Source organism: Paenibacillus agricola, assembly GCF_011440305.1.
Taxonomy (GTDB): Bacteria; Bacillota; Bacilli; order Paenibacillales; family NBRC-103111; genus Paenibacillus_S; species Paenibacillus_S agricola.
Genome location: NZ_JAAOIW010000001.1, coordinates 66151 through 89839, shown reverse-complemented (window position 1 = coordinate 89839; position 23689 = coordinate 66151). Strand labels below are relative to the sequence as shown.

Here is a 23689-nt window from a genome sequence, read left to right as displayed (position 1 = left end):
CTATAAAATTAGGGGGTATACAATGACGATATATATCGCTTTGTTACGAGGTATTAATGTGGGAGGCAACAATAAAATCAAAATGAGCGAATTAAAGACTTGCTTTGAGGCATTAGGCTTTGGACGGGTTAAAACCTATATTAATAGCGGAAACATTTTGTTTGAATCTGAGGAAGGGGAAGCGGCGCTGCGCCAACAAATCGAGCAGATGATCCATAAGGATTTCCGGATTTCACTAACCGTTGTTTTGAGATCAGCTGCTGAGCTGGAGCAGCTTATTGCAAGCTGCCCTTATGATGCAGCAGCACTATCGGAGGGAGAAAGTATTCACGCTTCTTTGCTGACGGAGCCGCTGGCTAAGGAAAAAATTAACCATTTATCAGATATTAAAAGCGAGCAAGATCAATTCCAAATCAAGGGGCGGGACATCTATATGTGGCTTCGCCAAAGTATGCGGGATTCCAAGCTAGCGGGCAGCCTTACCAAGCTGGGTAATACGGTGACCACCCGCAATTGGAATACGATCATTAAGCTTGATGCATTGGCGAAAGAAATGCACGCTTAGTGAGAGGCTAAACCCTCTTTAAGCTACGCGGATTTTGGCAATAATCGCAATATCCATTTGAATGAGGAGCCTTTTTTTTCGCCGTCTTGTATCGGATTCTGTATTCCCTAAACTTCACTTATGCCCTATAATCGGTATAGCTATATCCGACTTGCACATAAAGGGGAATACACCGTGAACGAACGGAAAAGAAATTATGTTTTATTGTTTGCTGATAGCGTTTTATTTACCAATGCGATGACTTTTTTATCGGTTAATGCGGTTATGACTTATTTTCTATCCTATCTGGGAGCAAGCACCTTTCAGATTGGGTTAGCCAATTCCTTGGTGTCACTCGGAGCTTTTATTTCCCAACCGATATTTGCCAAGCAAGCGATGAACCTCTCCTCCAAGCTGAAAACCTTCACTACGCTTTTGTTTATACAACGGCTCTTTTTTCTGCTTTTTATATTGTCCCTCCCTTTGTATGCGGTATCACATCCGCAGGCAACGGTTATTTTATTTCTCATCTGCTGGACCATATTTAGCTTCTTCGTGGGTTCGTATTCCACATTTTATATGAGCTTATTTGCCAAAATGATTTCCGAAAAGCAGCGGGGAAGGCTCAAAGGGTATAGCGGCGGGATTGGCAATTTATTAGCGTTGGGCTCTGCCGTAGCTATTGCTTACATATTAGAAAACGTCGCGTTTCCTTACAACTATACGCTGCTCTTTTCAATCGGGATGGTTTTCCTGCTATTGGATGTGTTGACGTTTGTTTTTATGCGCGAGGAGCCCGATCAAATTACCCCTTTAAATATTAATTATTTTCAATATTTTAAATTGATTCCCGATATTCTTTCCCAGAACAAAAAGTTTAGGCGTATCGTTATTGCCTATTCGTTGATGGTCGTTTCCCAGGTCAGCCTCGCTTATTATGCGTTGTATGCGATTCGTGATTTTAATGCGGCAGGCGCACAGATTGCTTTATTTGCAGCGATAACTGGCATCGTCAATGTATTGGGCAATCTTATTTTTGGCGTTTTATCCGATAAATTGGGTCATCGTATGATCTTGATAGTTTCCGCGATTTGCGGCTGTGTAGCTGCTTTACTCGTGGTTGTGATCCCGCAGCTCTGGGTCGTTTACGTAGCTTTTGCCTTATCGAATCTAAGCTTATGTGGCTATAACCTGAGCAGTGGGATCCTGATTATTGATAATGTGCAAAGAGAAAAGCTGCCCATGTACATTAGTGTGAACACTGTATTTACGTTGGTTTGCTCGGCATTGATTACCATTGGCGGGAGCTTTTTGGTCGATTATATTTCGTTTGATGCCGTTTTCCTAATTGCCGGAATGACGGGGTTCATTAGTAGCTGGGTGCTTTATCGCTTGGAGGCGAAAGGAAGGTCATAGCGCTGCGATTTGAATTGAAGCTATAATGGGGGAACTCTAACTGGAAGCTCATCCTGCTGCCTGCTAATACCTGGATGAGAGTAAAGGAGTGATTGACATGCAAATTGGCATGAACAAAAAGGTGACATGGTTGGAGCTATTTTACGATCTTATTTATGTAGTGGCTATAGCCGCAACGACACATGTGCTTGCCCATTCGCATCATGGAACGATTCCATGGGACATTGTAGTCAAATATTTGCTGATTTTTATCCCCGTGTGGTGGGCATGGGTTGGATTTACGATGTATGTGAACCGCTATGGCGAGGAGTGCATACCCCAACGGATTATTTATTTTGTGCAGATGGTATTTGTAATCATTTTGACGGCAAGCATTAATACCGATTTCGAATCGTATTATCTTACATTTATGCTTAGCTATGTCGGGATTCGACTAAGTATCGTATTTATGTATACGCGGTTATGGATGCGAAGCCCTAGGCATGCCCCTATTCAGAAATATTTAAGTATTGGATTTTTTATTGGTGCTATGATCAGCCTCAATTCGATATGGATTACGGGGAATTGGAAATTCGTCCTGCTGTTTGCCGGTATTGGCTTTGATATGCTATTACCCATTGTTGCCCATAAGCTGTTTATGAAGCATCCAATCCATAATCATCATTTGAGCGAAAGATTTGGGCTTGTTACCCTGATCGTGCTGGGGGAAAGCATAGTTAGTATCATAGATACGATTCGTGTTACCCCATTTAGCCTGCCAATGGCTGTAGCTGCATTATGTGGATTTTTGATCACCGTGTTTGTCTGGTGGCATTATTTTGAAACCTCAGAGCGGGTGATTGACCCCAACCGGGTTAACGCAGGCCATGCGATTCTCTATATGCATTTGTTTATCTTTATTTCATTGGGCATTCTTGCCAACGTTATCCGGTATGGTATTAATCTTGAGCTTGCGCTCGATAGCTATAAAGCCTTAGCGACCGTTGGCGTCGCAACCTACGCGCTTTCGACCTATTTCCTCTTTCATTACCAATCGCACAAGAAGCACCAAAAAGGAATCGCATGGTTTATGGCTTATCTGGTTTTTCTAATGATGTTTAGCTTTTTTCTGTGGCTGATGCCTACGGTTGTATCGGTTATGATCGTTATGACGCTTTTTATAGGAGGGTTCTCGTTATTTCTTGTCCATCATGTTAAGCAATCGCATAAGGATACGCATAAAGAATTGCATATAGAAATGAATAATGAATTGCAAAAAGACTGAATGCTACAGAAAAGAGAATGGAGTTTAGGGTGGGAAATCCAGGGAACGCAGCTTTAGGAACGACTGAAAACCCATAAGGTTATACTCGCGAAAGCAAGCACAACCTTATGGGTTTAGACAAGAACTGACCTTTGGTCGGTTTCTCTTTAATGGCTATTGCAGTAAACATGTTTATAAATTGAAGGGGAAGGGCCATTTTTTCTTTTTGCGATGGCGTTTAGCTCTAGGCATGAACATGTGCTTGATCATTTCCAATGCATCCAAACTATCCGATTGCTTCTTGGAGAGAAGAAGTTCAAGCTCTTCCTTTGTGACACCATCATTTTTCACGGATATCAGTCCTTTTTTCGATGCGATTCGACATCATCTTAACAGAAACCGAGCCATGATTCTGTGTAAATTTTAACATTTCACAGTTATTTCACCTTTACCTGACCTTGACTTGGACCTTGGGGTTTACAGGTACTGTCGTTTTAGCAGAAAGCTCGTTGCCTAATACCGTAGCGGCTTGCTTGACCGTATTGGTAACACTATGCAAGGCTTCTCCAACTTCCTGGGCGGATTCGAACAACGGCTCGACTGTTTTTATTTTACCTTTCACATCGCGGGAAATTTGGTTGGCGGTATGAATAAATTGCTGGGCCTCGTTCGTTAAATCATGGACGGCTGACCGCACTTCCGTTAAAGTCCGGTTGGTTTCGTCGAGCGAAGTCATCCCCTTTTGCAAAATTCGAATCAAATAAACGGTTAATGTAGCAAATGCAGCAGAAGCTGTGGCCACGCTGAGCTCAATAATCATATCGCCACTCCTTTCTTTTAGTTCCATGAAGTCACTCCTTTCCTTTTGTTTCATCCTATGTCCCAATGGTTGGAATTATTCGAAAGGGCTTGAATAAGGCGCTAAATGGCTTAATCGCAGCTTTCTACAATATTTTCCTTGAAAACAAGGTGAGGGTTCGATAAAATATAAGGAATAAGGTTTTTAGGCGTTAAGGAGATGTGGAATTGGCAAAAGCAAAGCAGAAAAGACCGACGCGCGACGAATTCGAGCTTGAAGATTTGGGAAACCAAATTGTAGAGGCAAAAGATAATAAAGAACAGGTTTTGTTGACAGTATGGGGTTTTGCGGAGCCTGTTTTGGGTGTGATCGTAGAGCTGGATCCGAGGAAGCGGCAAATTCGCGTGGACACGGAGGAGGGCGTACGATGGATTCCTTTTCTGGATGTCATGAGGCTGGACAATCCAAGGTATTAACAGCACGGGTTATGGCTAGCCAATCACATACAAAAAAACCTTCCTTTCGCAGATGCGAGTTTGGAAGGTTTTTTTGTATTTTTTGTAAGCTTCGCAAACGAACCAGCAATTAAAGCGCTGCACCTTTGCCGCCATCGACATTAACCGCAGTACCGGTTACATAAGAAGCGGCTTCAGATACAAGGAAAGTGATCACTTTAGCTGCCTCTTCGGTATTACCTACACGCCCCAAAGGAATTTCGTGGCTAGGGTCTTGGGCAAATTGCTCCCAGGTCAACTCGGGGAAATGGCTTTTCCATCTTTTTTCAATTTGGTCGCTACGGATAACGCCAATGCATACGGCATTCACGCGAATATGGTCAGCGGCCAAATCCTTGCTCATCGCTTTGGTTAAAGCCATGCCTGCTGCGCGGCTAACTGTTGTAGGCAGCGAGGACGCTGGTGGAGTCTTGGCACCTGAGGTCGAGATATTGACAATCGCCCCTTTGCCAGATTTGCGCATATGGGGAAGTGCTGCCTTGGAGCAGTGGATCGCACCAAACAATTTCAAATCAAGATCATATGCCCAGCCTTCCGTCTCCACTTGCTCAAACGGCTTTGCTGCTGAGGTTCCGGCATTATTGACCAATATATCCAACCCGCCAAAATGCAGGGCGGTTTGATCAACGGCATTCTTGCAATCCGCCTCTGAGGTGATATCGGCTTGAACAATGAAAGCTTCCGACCCTGTGGCCTGTTTGATCTGCTCGGCCGCTGTACGCAAATCCTCCAGACTGCGAGCGCATATGGCCACCTTGGCTCCCTCAGCAGCCAGAGCAATAGCAGTTCCAAGCCCAATTCCTTTACTTCCGCCTGTAATTAACGCTACTTTTCCTTGTAATCCCAAATCCATGGTCCGTTCCTCCTGACTGTTATACGTACAACACGAATTATCGTTCATCCAAAAAGTAGCACGTTCGCGATGGGCCTGTCAATGTTTGGATTGATTTATGACAGGAAGTCGGTATATAATAGTGTATAGGAACAAATGTTCCTATCATCAGGATTTTCGAACGGGATAATAGGAGGACTGGAAAATGAACCGCACAATTTTCGAAGAACTCAGAACTTTGAAGCGTAATAATGAATTTAGGGAAGTCTTGCTGATGCATGCAGCTAAGAAAATATTGGCTGACAAGAAAAAAATGAGCAGGCTGCAGAAAATTTTTGGAGGAAAGAAAAGGGTGAAAATCATACCTAAGGTTTGGGATTAGCACCTTGCCTATATATTAAGCCGATGGAATTCCTAGTAGACTTTGGAATTATCGGTTTTTTGATGAATTTGCTAGCAAATAATTGTATCCAATGCTTATTAGCGTGCCGTATTTTGTGTTTTTGCTTTTTAAGGGCAGAGCTTAGCATTAGGGTCGGCAGCAATCTGCGGTTACTCTTGACATCTGAATGTGGTTAAGGTATAAATATCTTTAAATATTGATGAACGAGAGAGTAGTTCAAGGTCAAGAGCCACAGTGAGCCGGTAAAGGTGAGAGCCGGTGCATAGGTCTGGAATGAAGCGGACTCGGGAAATGGTTATCCGAAAATGAGTAGGGTAATCCGGTAGCTGCCGTTATCAGCATAGAGTGGCTACTCCATCGTAGGGGCTAGCACTTAGAGTGGTACCACGGGAAGCTTATTAGCTCTCGTCTCTTAGCAGAGGCGGGGGCTTTTTGTGTATGTATTCTACTTTAGGGAGATGAGCTGCGGATGATCCATCTAATACTAAGTGAGCAAATTAAACAGCAGATTACAGCGATGCTGCATGAACAGGGAATCCAGCCGGATATGGATATTGCCGTTCAAATCGAGCATCCAACCCATCCTGAGCATGGCGACTTTAGTACGAATATTGCGATGCTGCTGGCTAAGGTTTTCAGGCAATCCCCGATCCAGCTTGCGGGCCGACTGCAACAAAAGCTTGAACAGCAAGGGAGCGTTGAAGGCTTATTTGCGCAAATTAAGGTGGCGCCGCCAGGATTCTTGAATTTTTATATCGATTGGCAAGCATGGGCTACACGAAAATTTGCTGCTCCTAAGGCTAGCCAAACTAAGGTCTTAATTGAACACACCTCCATTAACCCTAATAAATCGGCTCATATCGGCCATTTAAGAAACTCATGTATTGGTGATGCACTAGCCCACATGCTGGAAATGGCAGGCCACCAAGTTGAAGTGCACAATTATATTGATGATCTGGGCAATCAACTGGCGGATACCGTCGTAGGCATGCTGAATACTCATGCTGAACAGCCTCATACCCGCTTCGGCGATTATTGCTGGGATACGTATGCTGGGATCAATCAAGCCTACAAAGTGAACCCGGAGCTGCAGGCGCAACGTACGGCTGTTCTGGAGGCACTGGAGCAAGGGAATTCCAATCTCGCTTGGATGGGTTCCTTGGTTGCAGAGCGAATCGTAGCTGAGCAGCTGGAAGAAATGAAGCAATTTGGCATCCGCTATGATGTGCTGGTATGGGAAAGCAATATTGTTAGAGAAGGCTTCTGGGCTGCTGCTTTCGAGCTACTACAGCAAACGGATGTTTTTCAAAAGGTTACCATGGGAAAGCATGAGGGCTGTTGGGTGCTTAAGCAACAGGATGAGCCTGCAGAGGGCTTTGAGCATAGCGACTACCAAATCGATAAAGTATTAGTCAGGTCAAATGGGATTTTAACCTATACAGCCAAGGATATTGCCTACCATTTGTGGAAATTTGGGCTGCTCGACAACGATTTCACCTACAAAAAGTTCGCGGGTGAAGTATGGTCAACCCATCCCCAGGGTGTTAAGAGAAAGATAGGCCATGCAGATATGGTAATTAACGTGATAGACCAAAGGCAGCAGTATCCCCAACAAATGGTAAAGCTTGCTCTCGAGGTGTTAGGTTTTACGAAGCAGGCAGCGCAGCTCAAGCATGTAAGTTATGGTGTGGTTTCCTTAAGCCCAATAACAGCAAATGGGTTAGGAGTTGACACGACGGAGGGGAAAGCGGCTTACGCGATGTCAGGTCGCCAAGGCATCGGGATTAAAGTAGCCGACCTGTTGGATCGAATGGAGCAAACAATCTATACTAAGCGTAAAAGAAAGCAGGGATTAGCCAGCCGTACTATTGCCGCAGCGGCGATCCGCTACTATCTCTTGAAGTATCATTTGCAGACCGAGGTTATTTTTGATTTGGAGCAGGCTACTGAGGTATCCGGTAATTCGGGTGTTTATTTACTATATGCTTACGCAAGAGCGAATAGCATTCTGGAAAAAGCAACAGATGGCCCATCCACAACAACGAAAACAACGGAAATGCCGAGGGAGTCGGTTCGAATAAATTCAGAGCCATTAATGCCTCAAGAGCTCCAATTGCTGAGACAGCTTGCCTATTGGCCAGAAACCTTTCAACTTGCCGTCGACCAATTGGCTCCAAATTTGATTTGCAATTATGCGTTTGAGCTTGCCGCTTTGTTCAATAACTTTTATAGTGTTTGCCCAATCTTGAAGGCACCAGAGGATAAGGTCGCGCTCCGTCTATGGATCACCCAGCAGTTCAAAGAAACACTCCACCAAGCCTTGCAGGCCCTAGGCATGCCAACGCCCAAAAGGATGTAGAGTGACCTTATATGTTAGCCTGGCTGCCGTAAGCTTTAGACTATTCCAATGCTGGATATATGCGTATAATTAAAGCTAGTATTGCATCAATTTAGCTAAGGAGGATGATTCCAATATCTATACACCCAGGAAATGACAGCCTCATTGATGATGCGCTTATTTATACGCATATTTACAAGCATTCACCTATTGGAATCGCCGTTATTGAGCTGCAAGAAGGGCTGTTTGTGAAAATTAATCCACATTTCTGCCAACTGCTAGGGTATTCCGAGCAAGAGCTATACGGAAAATCCTATTTGGATTTTACCTATAGCAGTGACCACAAGAAATCAGATCACCACGAAGTTGTGAGGCGTTTAACTGCTGATCCATCCAACCTGATTCAGCTCGATAAGAGGTATATTCGTAAAAACGGCGATATGCTTTGGGCGTCCCTGCAGGTTTCTATGGTGCGCGATCCACTAACGGATCAGCCGCTTTATTTGGTATCGCATCTTACAGATATAAGCGATGAAACCATTCTTAAATATGTCACTGAAAACAACCATGACCTCGTATCCCTTAGCACGCCTGACGGGATGCTACGTTATGTTTCTCCTTCCTGCCGCAAAATCCTCGGGATGGAGCCAAAGGAGCTGACCGGTAAAAACCGCACGGACTTTTACCATCCTGATGATGCTTTGGATATGCAGCAGCGGATGAAGCTGTTCTCCGAATCTGAGGTATTTACCAGGCGAATCAGGCATAAGCAGGGGCATTATTTATGGTTTGAGACTTCATTTCAAGTGATCCGCGACGAGCAAGGCGAGGTTGAAATGGTATGCTCAATTGGGCGGAATGTTACAGAACGCATGCAGAATATGCAGCAAATCGAGAAATTGAATAATGAGCGGTCACTCATCCTTAATGCCGTCACGGAGGGAATTATTGGGCTTGATGCCAATGGGAAAGTTATCTTCATTAACCAGGCAGGGGTCTCAAAGCTTGGTTTTCAAGATGAGAAAGTGGATATTGATCTTATTAGCATGTTGCAGGAGACAAGGTCAGATGGATCACAATACCTCCGCGCTGAGTCTCCGATTGGCAAAGCGATTAGCGATGGAGTACCAAGGAGAAATGTGGAAGCGGTATTTTGGCGGAAGGATGGCAGCAGCTTTTTTGTCAATTACCAGGTGGCGCCAATATTTGATAGGGAGCAGCAAAAAGGGATTGTTGTTGTTTTCCGTGATGTGACGGAGGAAAGGGAGATCATTCAAGCCAAAGAGTCAGCGGAGCGGGCAGACCAGGCAAAATCTGAATTTTTGGCGATTATGAGCCATGAGCTTCGTACGCCAATGAATGGAATCATTGGAATGGCCGAGCTGATCTCGGACACGGTGCTGGATGAGGAGCAACGAAGCTGTATCGATATTATTATTCATAGCAGCCACGCCTTGCTGGATATTTTGAATGAAATTCTTGATTTCAGTAAAATTGAGGCGGGTAAAATGGTGCTGGTTCATGAGCCGTTTGCCATCCAAGCGATCATAGATGAGGTCACGGATTTATTTTACATACGAGCGATCCAGAAAAATTTGCTGCTTTCGTTCCAGATAGACCCTGATCTTCCAAAGCTGTTGGTTGGCGATGAGGCCAGGCTACGGCAAGTGCTGATCAATTTGGTTGGCAATGCCATCAAGTTTACTAACGAAGGCAGCATCCTTATAAAAGCACAGCTGAACATATGCCCCAACCAGCAACAATCGATTTTGGAAATCGCAGTAGTGGATACAGGGATTGGCATTCCTGCGCATAAATTGGACTTGTTGTTTCTATCCTTTTCCCAGCTTCACCCGATGATTAACCGTAAATATGGCGGGACTGGGCTCGGCCTTGCGATCTGCAAAAAATTAGTGGAGCTTATGGAAGGCACCATTCAAGTGGAAAGTGAAGAGGGACGGGGCTCGACCTTTTCATTCGCGATTCCACTCAGGCTGGTCTAACTAGTACTTGAAAGTAGCTAACATATAAGCTATGATAGTAACAGAGCATAATATCAACCGCTGTTTTACATTATAGAACAAAGTAAAGCTAAGGTTGAACCATTAAGGGAGTCGTCATGCCAATTATTCAATCGCTGGATCGTGCGTTAAACATCCTGGATTTATTCGATGAGCACACAACCGAGCTGAAAATCACCGAGATTAGTACAAGGATGGATCTCCACAAAAGCACCGTGCATTCTTTACTCAAAACCTTGCAGATGCATGGTTACATTGACCAGGATCCAGAAAACGGCAAATATCGGCTTGGCATGAGGCTGCTGGAAAAAGGGCAGTTGCTGCTGCAAAGGCTCGATATTCGCACCGTTGCGCGCAAGCATCTTGCTGCTTTAACTGAGCAAACGGGACAAACTACACATTTGGTTATTTTGGATGGCAAAGAAGGCGTCTACATCGACAAGGTGGAAGGCGAAAAGGCTGCTATCCGTTATTCGCGGATTGGTCGCCGTGTTCCTTTGCATAGCAGTGCTGTCGGTAAAGCATTAATCGCTTTTCGCAAACAAGAAGAAATTGAAGCATTATTGAACAATTACCGTTATGTGGTGCAGACAGCTTCAACGATTAAGGATAAAGAAGCCCTATTGCTAGAGCTAGCCCAATGCAGGGAGCAAGGTTTTGCTGTCGACATCCAGGAGAATGAAGCGGGAGTGCGCTGCGCCGCTGCTCCGATTTATGACCATAATGGCCAAGTATGCGCGGCAATGAGTATTTCCACACTGATTACAGCCGTGGATGACATCCAGTTTCAACAATATATTTCCATGCTGCAGCAAGAAACAGAGTCGATATCCAAGCTGTTAGGCTTTCGTTCTGTAGGGTAAGCTGGTTTAACGAATGCCTGAATAGGCATTTCATTTTAAAGGTATTTATAAACCTCGTTTTATAATATCAAACAAAATCTTTTTTAACAGTAAACTATCCTAAGGAAGAAGGTACTAAACATGAGAATTATTCGTTATGTAAATGAGCAATCCTTGCCCCAGCTTGCCGCAGTAAATGAAGAAGACAGCGTATTTCCGCTTCAACAAACTGATTTTATCGCGTTGGTGGATCAAGCGAAAGCCGAAGGCCAATCCATACTGGCGCTAGTGCAATCGCTTACTTCCACTTCTTCTGCTATTTCTGCTAAGCTTACGGAGCTTAATCTGCTGGTTCCCATCGAGGCACCCGAGGTATGGGCTGCTGGCGTAACCTACGAGCGCAGCCGTGAGGCACGCAATTTTGAAGCAACGGGCGGAAGAATGGACGCTTCAACCTTTTATGATAAAGTGTATGATGCTGAGCGCCCAGAAATCTTTTTTAAATCGACGGCTGCACGTACCGTGGGTCCTGGCGATTATGTGATGCTGCGCAGTGATTCCGAGTGGCAGGTGCCCGAGCCGGAGTTAGGCTTGGTACTGGATAGCCAAGGCCATATATTGGGCTATACGATTGGTAATGATATGAGCTGCCGAGATATTGAGGGCGAGAACCCGCTGTATTTGCCGCAAGCCAAGATGTGGAAGCGCTCATGCTCGATTGGACCGGCGATTTTGTTAGCAGAGGCTGTGGCTGATCCTTACCAGTTCCAGATTACCAGCACGATTTATCGGGATGGGGAGAAGGTAGCGGAGGGCACGGCGAGCACAGGGCAGCTGAAGCGCAAGTTCGAGGAGCTAACTTCTTTTCTCGTAAGAGATAACGAGTTGTTTGCAGGCACGGTGTTATTGACTGGAACTTGCATTGTACCTCCGAATGATTTTACACTTGCAGATGGGGATCAAATTGTGATGGAAATTTCCAATATTGGTATATTGATCAATCCGGTCAGAAGTGCGAGCTAGTTCGAACAAACAACAAAACTTAGGAGGAATTATTATGGGAGCATTTGTAGGCGAGCAAACGTATTTGAACTATATCAACGGAGAATGGGTAGCTTCAACCTCAGGCAAGACAATTAAGAGCATCAATCCAGCTAACCGTAATGAAATTGTAGGTCTTGTACAAGCATCATCCGCTGACGATTTGGATCAAGTCGTAGCCGCAGCAAAGGCTGCTGCCAAAGCTTGGAGAAAGCTTTCCGGTTCGGCACGCGGCGATTTCTTATTCAAAGCAGCGAACATTTTGGAGCGCCGCTTGGACGAGGTGGCTGAGTCGATGACGAGGGAAATGGGCAAAACCTTGCCTGAAGCCAAAGGCGAAACCGCGCGCGGCGTAGCGATTTTGCGCTATTATGCCGGAGAAGGCATGCGCAAGGTCGGCGATGTGATCCCTTCCACAGATAGCGAAGCACTGATGTTCACGACTCGTGTACCCTTGGGTGTGGTTGGTGTGATTTCACCTTGGAATTTCCCGGTGGCGATTCCGATCTGGAAAATGGCGCCTGCGTTGATCTATGGCAATACCGTGGTCCTGAAGCCGGCTACGGAAACGGCTGTTACAGCGGCTAAAATCATCGAGTGCTTTGCTGAGGCGGGCCTGCCTGCCGGCGTGATCAATTTAATTACAGGCAGCGGCTCTATCATTGGCCAAGGCTTGGCTGAGCATAAGGACATCAACGGGATTACCTTTACAGGCTCCAACCAAGTAGGCAAGGCTGTAGGACAAGCGGCTTTAGCTAGAGGCGCCAAGTACCAGCTGGAGATGGGCGGCAAAAATCCGGTCATTATTGCTGACGATGCCAATCTTGATTTGGCGGTAGACGGTACAATCAGCGGCGGGCTAAAATCTACAGGGCAAAAATGCACAGCGACCTCAAGAGTCATCGTTATGCGTGGCGTCTATGAGGCGTTTAAGGAAAAGCTGGTTGCCAAGGTACAGGATTTGAAGGTCGGCCATGGCTTGGAGCAAGGAACCTGGTTAGGGCCCTGCGCAAATGAGAACCAATTAAATACGGTGGTTTCCTACATTGCCAAAGGGATCGAAGAGGGAGCCGAGCTGCTTGTTGGTGGAGCGCGTCCGGAGCAAGCCGATTTGGCGGATGGCTTTTATATCCAACCGACGGTATTTGATAAAGTAACGGCAGATATGACGATTGCCCGCGAAGAAATTTTTGGACCTGTGCTTGCCCTTATCCAAGTAGATACAATAGAAGAAGCGATTGAATTGGCCAATGATTCCGATTATGGGCTGAGCGCTTCCATTTATACACAAAACATTGGCAACATCCTATCATTCATTCAGGACATGGATGCAGGCCTGGTAAGAATTAATGCGGAAACAGCGGGTGTTGAGCTGCAAGCACCGTTTGGCGGGATGAAGCAATCCAGCTCCCATTCACGTGAACAAGGCCAAGCGGCGATTGAGTTTTACACAGCGATTAAAACCGTGTTTTTAAAAGGTTAAGCTCGATAAACCCTGCATGCCAGGAAAGAAGGAATCGACAGTGAGTGAACAGATCAACCAGATTATGGGCACCAATCGTTCAGAGATTTATGATATTCATACACATGCTGCTGGACCCGAGGGCTCACTTCCTTTAACCCCGGAGATGCTGTTGAATGCGCCGAGTGGTGATTTATTCGGGCTTTCGCAGAATGTCGGTATGGGCTGGAAGCCTTCCCGTCTTGGCGGTAAGCAATTCCTGCTGTTAAGCACGCAGGGCGGTATCCGCAAGGACGATGGAACACCGGTGGCGCTGGGCTACCATACCGGCCATTGGGAAATAGGGCTGCTGATGGAAGCTGCTGCCAATGAAATCTCGGAGAGTGGCGGCGTTCCGTTCGCCGGCTATGTCAGCGACCCATGCGACGGCCGCTCCCAAGGCACGACCGGCATGTTCGATTCGCTGCCCTTTCGTAATGACGCCGCTATCGTCTTTCGGCGGCTGGTTCGCTCCCTCCCGACACGCAAAGGCGTGATCGGGGTGGCGACCTGCGACAAGGGGCTGCCGGCGATGATGATCGCGCTAGCGGGTATCCATGATCTGCCCTGCATCATCGTACCAGGCGGCGTAACGCTGCCTCCGACCAAGGGTGAGGATGCTGGCAAGATCCAGACGATCGGCGCCCGCTATGCCAGCGGCGAGCTTTCACTCGAGGATGCAGCTGATTTGGGCTGCCGCGCTTGTGCAACCCCGGGAGGCGGCTGCCAGTTTCTGGGTACAGCAGCGACCGCCCAGGTCGTCGCCGAGGCACTGGGCATCACCGTGCCCCATTCGGCGCTCTCTCCATCGGGGCAGCCGATCTGGCATGAAATGGCCAGGCAATCGGCACGTGCAATGATGGCGATGGAAGCAAAAGGCATCAAGATGAAGGACATTTTGACAGAGTCGGCAATCCGCAATGCGATGGCTGTCCATGCCGCATTTGGCGGATCTACCAATCTGTTGCTGCATATTCCTGCGATTGCCCATGCTGCAGGATTGCCGATTCCGACAGTTCAAGACTGGATCGATATTAATAAAAAGGTGCCGCGGCTAGTAAGCGTGCTCCCGAATGGCCCAGACTACCACCCGACTGTCCGTGTGTTTCTGGCCGGTGGTGTGCCTGAGGTTATGCTGCATCTAAGAAAGCTGGGCGTGCTGGACGTGGATGTCATGACCGTTTCAGGAGAAAAGCTATCTACGGTTCTTGATTGGTGGGAAACTAGCGAACGCCGCCAGCGCCTTAAACAAATGCTGCTGGATATGGATGGTGTTGATGCTGACACCGTTATTATGACACCGGAGCAGTCCAAGCTGAGAGGTCTCACTTCTACTGTAACCTTTCCGATGGGCAACCTGGCTCCTGAAGGCTCGGTTATTAAATCGACCTCCATTGATCCGTCTGTTGTGGGCGCTGATGGGATTTATCGACATCGCGGTCAAGCAAAGGTGTTCACTACGGAACGTGCAGCGATCTTTGCGATCAAAAGCGGCGGTGTCGAAGCTGGTGATATTATGGTGCTCATGGGACGAGGACCCTCAGGGACAGGCATGGAGGAAACGTACCAGTTGACCTCCTCCTTAAAGCATCTTCCCTTTGGAAAGTATGTATCCCTAATTACGGATGCACGCTTCTCAGGCGTATCCACAGGCGCCTGCATCGGCCATGTCGGTCCGGAAGCATTGGCTGGCGGACCAATTGGCAAGCTGCGTGATGGCGATACGATCGACATTGTCGTCAATCGTAATACACTTGAGGGTAGTATCCATTTTATCGGGCATGGTGATGAGCTTGTAACCCCGGAAGAGGGAGCACTAATTCTGCAAGCCCGTGATCCTCATCCCGATCTGGCTCCCGATCCGAAGCTGCCGGATGACACCAGGCTCTGGGCTGCCCTGCAGGCGGTTAGCGGCGGGACATGGCGGGGTAGCATCTATGATGTCGACCGGATCATAACGGCGCTTGAAGCGGGCAAGAAGACACTTGGGTGGTAAAGGGTAAAATAGGCTAATGAGTAAACCGATATTGGCAATCGCTCCATATAAAAAGCTAAGCGACCACTTTATTGTGGTAGCTTAGCTTTTTATTCGGAGTAAAGAGCAAACAAGAGCCTACATCGGCTAGATAGCCTTATTGATGCAAAATTGCCTGCTATCACTGCAAACGCGGACACAGAGAATTGCGATCTCATTAGTTTATATATGGCGCCCGGCATAGTATGATAGAAGATGAAATATGAAGCCAAAGGAGAACTGGTCTATGAGCATAGGCAGCGAATATTTGAAGAATGCTACTAAGATTTTTCATAGCGTAAAAAAGCTGGGTGATGGCACTTTAGCGCAGCTAACGGAGGAAGAGCTTCATTGGAAGCCCAGTTTAGAATCCAACCACATAGCGATAATCGTTAAACATCTTCATGGCAATATGGTTTCGAGATGGACAGACCTGCTCACAACGGATGGGGAGAAGCCTAGCCGCGACAGGGACGGTGAGTTCGAAGGAGGCTATGCATCGCGGGAGGCTTTGTTGGAGGCGTGGAATGTGGGCTGGCACACCGTATTTGAAACGATGGCAGCTTTATCCGAGGATGACTTGATGAAGACGGTGATGATACGTAATAGCCCGCTTACCGTTATAGATTCCATTTCAAGGCAGCTCCAGCATTATGGGTATCATGTAGGTCAAATCGTATTTCTCGGCAAACAAATAAAAGATGGAGAATGGAAGCAGCTCAGTGTCCCTAGAGGCGAATCCAGCTCCTTATAATGGTGAAGAAGGTAGGTAGTCAAGGTGAAATTTCGTCCATGTATCGATTTGCACCAAGGGAAGGTCAAACAAATTGTTGGAGAAACTTTAAATGTAAGCAACAAACAGGTTGTCGAAAATTTCGTGTCTGAATATGACTCCGCTCATTATGCAGCCATGTTCAAGGAGGATCAACTGCGTGGAGGCCATGTTATTATGCTCGGTGGCGGCAACGAGGCAGCAGCCCAACAAGCGCTCCGCACCTATCCAGGTGGCTTACAGATCGGTGGGGGAATTACGGCTGACAATGCAGCCGCCTATCTAGAAGCTGGAGCCTCGCATGTTATCGTAACCTCTTATATATTTCGCGATGGCGAGCTGGATATGGGCAATCTACGTAAAATTGTCGAAGCTGTTGGCAAGGAGCGGCTAGTTATCGATTTGAGCTGCAAGGAAAAGGATGGGACGTGGTTTGTTGTAACGAACCAGTGGAAAACGTTCAGCAGCTTTGAAGTTAGCGAAGCGAATATTAGGGAGCTTGAGGGCTATTGTGATGAGTTTCTTGTTCATGCTGTTGACGTAGAAGGCAAGCGGACAGGCATTCATGAAAGCCTGGTGAGCCATTTGGCGGGTTGGGTCACGATACCGACCACCTATGCCGGCGGCGCTAGGTCGCTCGAAGATATGCAGCTATTTAGGGAAATTAGTAAGGGCAATATGGATATTACGATTGGCAGCGCCTTGGATATTTTTGGAGGTAATCTGTCCTACAAAGATGTAGTTTCCTATTGCAAAGATATTTAGGCAGGCAGCACATCCAACTATGAACGCCAAGCTTTACATAAAGGGAGGCGAAGCGTATGAGCAGAGTAACCGAAATTGACAGCTCGCGTTTGAAAATATTTTTGGCTTTTCAAAACGACCCGCTCCAATTTGTATCGAGCCTTTTGTATGATGGCGATATGGTTTCCTTACGAAGCAGCCGCAAGCGGCCAGCCTATGTTGTCAACTCCCCAGAGTTTGTCCAGGAAATTCTGGTGGGCAAGGATGACTTCTTTATCAAAGGCCGCTCGTCTTCTGTGCTAAGCAGGACCATTGGGGATGGATTACTGACATCGGAGCATGAGAAACACCAGCAGCAACGGAACTATATGCAGCCTGTCTTTTATAAAGAGCGGATACAGGCTTATGCTGAAACGGTGATCGGCGAGGCGCGAGCGTTTGCTGACCGTTTAACCGATGGGCAAACACTTTCGGTAAGTGACGAGATGATGAAGCTCACGTTAACGGTAATTGCCCAAACGATGTTTGCCACCAACTTAGAGGAGCGCAAGTCGGAGCTTGCTGCAGCTGTCAATGATACGATAGAGCGCTCGGCACGAACGCTGTTCCTGCCTTTTATTTTGCCATTAGGTGTGCCGACACCTGGCAATCTTGTACATAGGCGGGCTATTCGTACCTTGGAGACTATGATCTATGAGGTCATTGACGACGCGTTTAACCACCCTGAGCCCTATCGGTTGAGCTTACTTGGTCTGCTGATGGATACGAAGGATGCGCAAGGTCAAGGAATCCCCTCCGATGAAATGCGTAACCAGATGATGACGATGCTACTGGCTGGACATGAAACCACTGCCAATTTATTGACCTGGATTTGGTTTTCGTTAGCGGAAAACCCCGAGGTAGAGGCGAAATTCCATCAGGAGTTAGACCATATGGATCTCACAACCGGCTCCGCTATGGAAAATTACCGTAAGCTTTCTTATACGAGCCTGATCATCCAGGAAGCGCTCCGCTTGTATCCGCCTGCATGGGTGATCCTGAGGGAATCCGAGCGTGAGGTCAGCTTGTTAGGTGAAACTTTTCCGCCCCAAAGCACTTTTTTGATTAGTCCGTATGCTTTGCACCGAAATAAGCATGTATTTAAAGATCCGGATGTGTTTCGCCCAGAACGATTTGCAGATGGAATTTCCAAGTGGCCACGATTTGCTTATTTCCCTTTTGGTGGCGGCTCCAGAAGCTGCATCGGCTCCAACTTTGCGATGATGGAGGCGACACTTATACTTGCTGTGATTGGCAAGCAGTTTCGATTTCGGCGCGTAGACACGTCATCGGTTGTGCCTGAGCCTTTAATATCCCTGCGCATTAAAGGCGGTTTAACGATGGCAGCATATAAGCATGGATAGATGGAATGTAGCTGTTTGAAGCCTGAATTCATAGATGCTTCCAGATCCTTTATTTCCCTACGTAAAAAGTTACCTCCGTGCCTACAGCCACTTGCTGGTCTGCTGGGAGTTCTTGTTTAAATATTAGGCCTGCAGACTGCTCATTCGCTTCAATCGTATATTTGTACCTCAAGCGAAGGCTTTTCAATAGCGTATCGGCTTCGGCGACCGACAGACCCTTGAGATTGGGAACAATCGCTGTTTCTGAGTCCGTAGTAGGTTTAGGCACAACCGGAGCAGGCGTCGTTGGAGCCGGAACGACCGGCTGCGGGACTGGATTTTGTACAACTGGCGGCTCGGTGACGGTTGATGACTTAGGTGTTGAATCTGGGTTGCGAAGCAGCTCTACAGCGAAAATTTCGGTAACCAGCAAAGCACCTAACACGGCACCAGCGATGATCCACTTTTTCTTTTTGCTCATTTTTTTATCAGGCTCGATTTCTGCTGCTGCAGGTGCTGGCTTAGGCTCTTTCTTTATGGTCGGACGCCGTGGTGCAAGCTCCTGCACAAGAGGCGCATATTTTTTCTCGGGAACGATGGCGGGAAGAATGATCGTATCCTCATATTGGTCAGGGTCATCTTGAATTTCTTGCCCATCTTTGCTAGTTTCTTCGTCTTCAACTTCCTGCTGACCTCGCTCTTGATGGGTTAATAACAGCTGGTCAAGCCCTTGAAGCAGAAGCGTCAAGCTTTTTCGATCCTGCAAGGCGGCGCGCATCCATCGGGAAATCGCTTCTTTTTTGGCATTAGGCAGTCCGCTCAATGCTTGTAGCAAAGATGCATCCAAAGCATCGATATCCGTAGGCAGCTTCTTGGTGCGTACAGCCAATTGGTAAAGCAATCGGCCCAAACCGCCAGCGCCGCTCCATAAGGGTTCATCATGATTCCAATAATTAATAATAATCGGTTGGTTAAGCCCCTGAATCCATATATTATTAGCGTAAACCGAATAGCCATAAATGCCATCCTTGGCCGATTCCTGCATACTTTGGCCGATCTGGCGGACAATTGCTAAAATTTCGTCTATGTTAAGAGAGTGGCTCGTAAGCTCATCTGCCAGGAAGTAGCCAAGCTCAGGCTTAAGTACAATCATAATTGACAGGGCATCAACCTCGATATCCCATACATGCATAAAGCGGTCCTCGGGCAACTGGGAGCCGTTTTTGACAGCTTGGATGACGGAAGGTCCAGAATCGACGCTCACATCAAATTCGGATATATAGAGCATGACATCACGATGCAAGACGGAATCGTGGCCTTTATATAAATTGCCGGAGCTTTGGGTTTGTAGGACTTGCTCGGCAGTATAACGTTTATATGTGTGTGTATCCATAACTTCAGCCTCCTCTTATTCACAATATTCGTAAGTAATCTCCATTTTGTGAATGATTTCTTTCACTGAGGGTTAATAGTAGTAATAATAGTATAACATGGTTAGTGATTTCAAACAGGAGGGACTTACAATGGCATTTTGGTCGATTAACACGTATAGCCTTAAAAGGCAGTTGGGACCCTTAACGACAACGAAATGGGACGATGAAAAAAAACAGCACTTCCAACAGGTAGAGCCGCAGCCGGAAGAGACCTCCTTGCTACAGCTACCCGGCTTGATGAAGGAGAAAGGGTTCACAGCGGCAGAGGTCAGCTATAGCCAATTCCCGCAGACAGACCATGCTTATGCTGAGCAAGTGAGAAATGCGTTTCAAGCAGCGGGAGTAGATTTCGCATCTTTGCTGCTGGATTATGCAGACCTCTCCTCGAATGACCCGGCTCGTCGTGCAGCAGACTTAGAGTGGTGCAGAAGCTGGATTGATCTTGCAGCCAAGGCAGGAGCCCATCGGGTAAGGATTACAGCAGGAAAATCGGCCTCAGCTGATAAAGACGCCTTAAAGCGGTCAACTGAAGCCTTCATAGAGCTATCCAATTATTCAGCAGGGCTTGGCATTCGCATGATGACCGAAAATTTGGGTAAGCTGTTGGCCACCTCGGTCTATTGTCGCGAGTTTCTTGAATTGTGTGATTCCAAGGTAGGCTTTACTGCTGATTTCGGCAACTTTGAGCAGGATAAGTACCGCCAGCTCGCTGAGGTGCTGCCGCTTGCCGAAACCGTCCATGTCAAAGCCGAAACGGATGAGTCTGGCGAGATTGATATTGAAGATTTCCAGCATTGCATGAAGCTATTGGTAGAAGCTGGGTTTCGTGGCCCGTTATCATTGACCTATTTGGGCGTAGGCGAGCCTTGGAGCCATCTGGAGCAAATGCGCAGTTTGGCGCAGGACGTGATCCATCCCATGGTTCAAGCAGGCGAATAAACAACCAAGGGCTGCTAGTCCCATCCAAGTCCCATCTCTGCTATAATAGATTTCAGCACATAGAATGAGGTGGCAGAGATGATTAAGCTAGTAGCATTTGACGTGGATGGGACATTAAGGGACCGGGATTTTTTGCCTGAATCTACCCGCCTGGCTCTGCAGCGTTTGAAGGACCAAGGCATTATGCTTGCTTTATGCACAGGGCGCAGTGAATTTGAAATGACCTCGCTCCGCGAGGAGCTGGATATCGATTGGGCGATAACCTGCAATGGCTGCCATATTGGTTACCGGGGTAAAACAGTGTTTGGCACGGCATTCCATGCGGGCACGATCCAGGAATGGCTGCAGCACGCCGACCAATTGAAGCATACTTTACTGTTATATGGCGCTGAGGGGATGTTCACCAACCAGCAGCATGCCCCTTATTTTCTGCAAGCGCAGCAGGAAATTGGCTTTATGGATCCGATCCTGCTGGAAAAGACGGATAAGGTTCCCGATATTTATCAATGTATCGTATTTTGCGACGGCGAGCAGGAGCAATTGTATGTTGGCGAGGAGCGCAACCAATATTATATGCATCGCTGGCGTACCTGGGCCTTGGACATCAATCCTAGCGGCATGAACAAAGCGGTCGGCTTGCAGAAGCTGATTGACCACCTTGGCATCACAACCGACGAGGTTGCGGCTTTTGGAGACGGCCTTAATGATTTGGAAATGCTCCAATCTGTTGGTATGGGCATCGCCATGGGCAATGCCGACGAAAGCTTGAAGCCCAAAGCGCGCTATGTAACCCGTTCCTTGAGGGAAGACGGGATTGCTTATGCGGTCGATACCTGGATTTTGTAACCTAAAGCCGCCAAGCTAGCTATGCTTCCGGTACATAAGCGGTGCAACGCCAACATATTGTTTAAAAAGACGCGAGAAATAAAAAGCATCCTCATAACCTAATGTAAGCGCTATGTCCTTTATAGGCAATTCTGTGTTTAATAAAATATTTTTGGCTTCGGCTATTTTCAGCCTATGTACATATTCGTTAAAAGGATAACCTGTATATTCTGAAACCTGGCGGCGCAGCGTCGAAACAGAAATATGGTGGCGTTTAGCTATTTTCTCGGCATCAATAGATTCATTCAGAAAGCTCGAAATGTCCTCCATAATTTGGGTCATTTTGAGCGTTTTGTTGTTTTCCGGTTGCTCGTTGATATTCATCATAAACTCATATAGCAGCGATTCCAACAGCAAAGCGGCACGGTCAATACTGGTTGGGGCGCCACTTTCCATCAGCATGAAAATCCGGTCGATTTTATTTTGCAAGCCATCATCGATCCCTACCTGCACAACACGACCCGGCAACAGGCTCCAGTGCGTGAGCCATTCCTGAAGGCGTGGACCCTCTATACTGAAGTAATATTCATCCCAATACCCATGAGACTCCGGTCCATAATGAAAGGTAACGCCCGGGTAAAACCAGAACAGGCTGCCCTTCTCAACACGTTGTTTAACCCCGCCGCTCACCTGATAGCTTCCCTGGCCCCCTGAAATATAAACAAGCGCCCATTTGCTAAATGTGGCATTTTTCCTATGCTGTGTTCTTCCTGGTAAATGCCCAACATGGGCAATTCGTAAGGACTGGACCATTAGCTTGCTGGCATCCACCTTGCAATCAATGATCCGAATCGGGTAAGGACTGATCATATAATCCATGAACCTTGTCATCTTGTGCATTCACTCCATATGCCTAGCATGGTATCGTTAGATTGCCTGTATCTATTGTAACGGGTAAATGCTTATATTTAAAGGGAATCTACATATTCAGCATGCAGAGGAGGAATTTATTCACATGCCCAAATTGAAAATAGCTGTCATTGGTGCCGGGTCGATTTCGGAAGCGCATTTGAACGCATATTCCGTACATCCGGAAGTGGAGTTAACCGCCATTTGTGACCTTAACGAAGCAAGAGCACAGGAAAAGGCAGAACGGTTCCACGCGGCAAGCTTTTATACGGATTATAAGGCACTACTGGCGAGCCCTGAGGTGGATGCGGTCAGTATATGTACCTGGAACCAATCGCATGCAGAAATCGCTATTGCGGCGCTTGCGGCGGGAAAGCATGTGTTATGCGAGAAGCCTTTATGCAAAACGGTAGAAGAGGCGCTCAAGGTGCAAGAAGCGGTGAAGCTTTCCGGCAAAGTGCTGCAGGTCGGCTATGTAAGGCGCCATGGAATGAATGTACAGATTCTGCGCAAATTTATAGATGCGGGTGAGCTAGGCGAAATCTATTATGCGAAAGCATCCAGCTTGCGGCGCTTAGGCAATCCCGGTGGCTGGTTTTCCGACAGTGAGCGTTCGGGTGGTGGCCCGTTAATTGACTTAGGTGTCCACAGCATAGACTTATGCTGGTATTTGATGGGCAAGCCGAAGGTCAAGTCCGTCAGCGGCAATACGTACCGCAAGCTTGGCAACCGTTCGCATATTGAGAATCTTTCCTATTACAAAGCGGCCGACTATAATGCAGACAAAAATGACGTTGAGGATTTGGCGAATGCGCTTATCCGTTTTGAGAACGGAGCCTCGATTCTGTTTGATGCCAGCTTCACGCTGCATGCCAGCAAGGATGAGCTATCAATCAAGCTATATGGCGACAAAGGCGGTGCTGAGGTTGAGCCGGAGCTTAAGATCATTGCTGAAAAACATGCGACGATCCTGAATATGACGCCACAGGTTGACCATCCATCGTTCCAATTCCAGCCGGGCTTTGATGCGGAGATTAGCCATTTTGTCGATTGCTGCCGCGGCAGGCTGGAAACGATATGCCCAGTCGAGGATGGCGTAGAGATGATCCGAATATTAACGGCGATTTATGAATCGGCGGCAAGCGGGCAAGAGATCTATTTATAACATAAGAAATC

General features: G+C 47.1%; 22 protein-coding genes and 1 other annotated feature. Of the genes, 17 read left to right on the top strand and 5 right to left on the bottom strand.

From position 1 onward, the window contains the following. Positions 1–22: 22 nt before the first annotated feature. The 3 genes from G9U52_RS00405 (at position 23) to G9U52_RS00395 (ending at position 3224) form a co-directional block, all read left to right on the top strand. On the top strand, positions 23–565 hold the full coding sequence (locus tag G9U52_RS00405; protein ID WP_166144532.1) for a DUF1697 domain-containing protein: 543 nt from the start codon (positions 23–25) through the stop codon (positions 563–565). A 174-nt stretch (positions 566–739) separates the two neighbouring features. Next, positions 740–1960 carry an MFS transporter gene (locus tag G9U52_RS00400; protein WP_166144529.1) on the top strand — a complete coding sequence of 407 codons (1221 nt, stop codon included), beginning with the start codon at positions 740–742 and terminating at the stop codon, positions 1958–1960. Positions 1961–2057: 97 nt separating this feature from the next. Then, positions 2058–3224 (top strand): low temperature requirement protein A, encoded by a 1167-nt coding sequence (locus tag G9U52_RS00395; RefSeq protein ID WP_166144526.1) that lies wholly within the window; start codon positions 2058–2060, stop codon positions 3222–3224. Positions 3225–3395: 171 nt separating this feature from the next. Here G9U52_RS00395 and G9U52_RS00390 read toward each other — a convergent pair whose 3' ends face one another. Continuing rightward, positions 3396–3554, bottom strand: a complete 159-nt coding sequence (locus G9U52_RS00390) for a hypothetical protein (protein ID WP_166144523.1) — start codon at positions 3552–3554, stop codon at positions 3396–3398. A gap of 97 nt (positions 3555–3651) precedes the next feature. Beyond that, positions 3652–4050: a DUF948 domain-containing protein gene (locus G9U52_RS00385; protein ID WP_166144520.1), complete on the bottom strand. Its 399-nt coding sequence runs from the start codon at positions 4048–4050 to the stop codon at positions 3652–3654. 179 nt (positions 4051–4229) lie between these two features. Between G9U52_RS00385 and G9U52_RS00380 the strand changes: the two genes are divergently transcribed. Beyond that, positions 4230–4478, top strand: coding sequence for a YolD-like family protein (locus tag G9U52_RS00380; protein ID WP_166144517.1), 249 nt, complete (start codon positions 4230–4232; stop codon positions 4476–4478). 109 nt (positions 4479–4587) lie between these two features. Here G9U52_RS00380 and G9U52_RS00375 read toward each other — a convergent pair whose 3' ends face one another. Then, on the bottom strand, positions 4588–5370 hold the full coding sequence (locus tag G9U52_RS00375) for an SDR family NAD(P)-dependent oxidoreductase (RefSeq protein ID WP_166144514.1): 783 nt from the start codon (positions 5368–5370) through the stop codon (positions 4588–4590). A 184-nt stretch (positions 5371–5554) separates the two neighbouring features. On the opposite strand from G9U52_RS00375, the gene G9U52_RS00370 reads away from it, so the two are divergent. From G9U52_RS00370 to G9U52_RS00325, 10 genes are all read left to right on the top strand, one after another. After that, positions 5555–5731 carry a hypothetical protein gene (locus G9U52_RS00370; RefSeq protein ID WP_166144511.1) on the top strand — a complete coding sequence of 59 codons (177 nt, stop codon included), beginning with the start codon at positions 5555–5557 and terminating at the stop codon, positions 5729–5731. 211 nt (positions 5732–5942) lie between these two features. Next, positions 5943–6168: a binding site (T-box leader), on the top strand. A 53-nt stretch (positions 6169–6221) separates the two neighbouring features. Beyond that, a complete protein-coding gene (locus tag G9U52_RS00365) occupies positions 6222–8111 on the top strand; it encodes an arginine--tRNA ligase (protein WP_166144508.1) in 1890 nt (629 codons plus the stop codon). Between the two features lie 104 nt (positions 8112–8215). Continuing rightward, on the top strand, positions 8216–10093 hold the full coding sequence (locus tag G9U52_RS00360; protein ID WP_166144505.1) for a PAS domain-containing protein: 1878 nt from the start codon (positions 8216–8218) through the stop codon (positions 10091–10093). Positions 10094–10209: 116 nt separating this feature from the next. After that, positions 10210–10974, top strand: coding sequence for an IclR family transcriptional regulator (locus G9U52_RS00355; protein WP_166144503.1), 765 nt, complete (start codon positions 10210–10212; stop codon positions 10972–10974). Between the two features lie 120 nt (positions 10975–11094). Further along, entirely contained in the window at positions 11095–11976 is an 882-nt protein-coding gene (locus G9U52_RS00350; protein ID WP_166144500.1) for a fumarylacetoacetate hydrolase family protein, read from the top strand. 34 nt (positions 11977–12010) lie between these two features. Further along, positions 12011–13477 (top strand): alpha-ketoglutaric semialdehyde dehydrogenase GucD, encoded by a 1467-nt coding sequence (gene gucD, locus G9U52_RS00345; protein ID WP_166144497.1) that lies wholly within the window; start codon positions 12011–12013, stop codon positions 13475–13477. A 64-nt stretch (positions 13478–13541) separates the two neighbouring features. Further along, positions 13542–15491 (top strand): YjhG/YagF family D-xylonate dehydratase, encoded by a 1950-nt coding sequence (locus tag G9U52_RS00340; protein ID WP_166146586.1) that lies wholly within the window; start codon positions 13542–13544, stop codon positions 15489–15491. Positions 15492–15756: 265 nt separating this feature from the next. After that, complete coding sequence (locus G9U52_RS00335) at positions 15757–16263, top strand: DUF1572 family protein (RefSeq protein ID WP_166144494.1); 507 nt, start codon at positions 15757–15759, stop codon at positions 16261–16263. Positions 16264–16287: 24 nt separating this feature from the next. Next, on the top strand, positions 16288–17046 hold the full coding sequence (gene hisA, locus G9U52_RS00330) for a phosphoribosylformimino-5-aminoimidazole carboxamide ribotide isomerase (RefSeq protein ID WP_166144491.1): 759 nt from the start codon (positions 16288–16290) through the stop codon (positions 17044–17046). A gap of 56 nt (positions 17047–17102) precedes the next feature. After that, positions 17103–18428 (top strand): cytochrome P450, encoded by a 1326-nt coding sequence (locus tag G9U52_RS00325; RefSeq protein WP_166144488.1) that lies wholly within the window; start codon positions 17103–17105, stop codon positions 18426–18428. A 49-nt stretch (positions 18429–18477) separates the two neighbouring features. On the opposite strand, the gene G9U52_RS00320 is transcribed toward G9U52_RS00325, so the two are convergent. After that, a complete protein-coding gene (locus G9U52_RS00320; protein WP_166144485.1) occupies positions 18478–19800 on the bottom strand; it encodes a Stk1 family PASTA domain-containing Ser/Thr kinase in 1323 nt (440 codons plus the stop codon). A gap of 130 nt (positions 19801–19930) precedes the next feature. Between G9U52_RS00320 and G9U52_RS00315 the strand changes: the two genes are divergently transcribed. Next, a complete protein-coding gene (locus G9U52_RS00315) occupies positions 19931–20779 on the top strand; it encodes a sugar phosphate isomerase/epimerase family protein (protein ID WP_166144482.1) in 849 nt (282 codons plus the stop codon). 78 nt (positions 20780–20857) lie between these two features. Next, on the top strand, positions 20858–21625 hold the full coding sequence (locus G9U52_RS00310) for a Cof-type HAD-IIB family hydrolase (protein WP_166144479.1): 768 nt from the start codon (positions 20858–20860) through the stop codon (positions 21623–21625). Between the two features lie 15 nt (positions 21626–21640). Here G9U52_RS00310 and G9U52_RS00305 read toward each other — a convergent pair whose 3' ends face one another. Further along, positions 21641–22495: an AraC family transcriptional regulator gene (locus G9U52_RS00305; RefSeq protein WP_166144476.1), complete on the bottom strand. Its 855-nt coding sequence runs from the start codon at positions 22493–22495 to the stop codon at positions 21641–21643. 124 nt (positions 22496–22619) lie between these two features. Between G9U52_RS00305 and G9U52_RS00300 the strand changes: the two genes are divergently transcribed. After that, complete coding sequence (locus G9U52_RS00300) at positions 22620–23678, top strand: Gfo/Idh/MocA family protein (protein ID WP_166144473.1); 1059 nt, start codon at positions 22620–22622, stop codon at positions 23676–23678. Positions 23679–23689 lie beyond the last annotated feature (11 nt).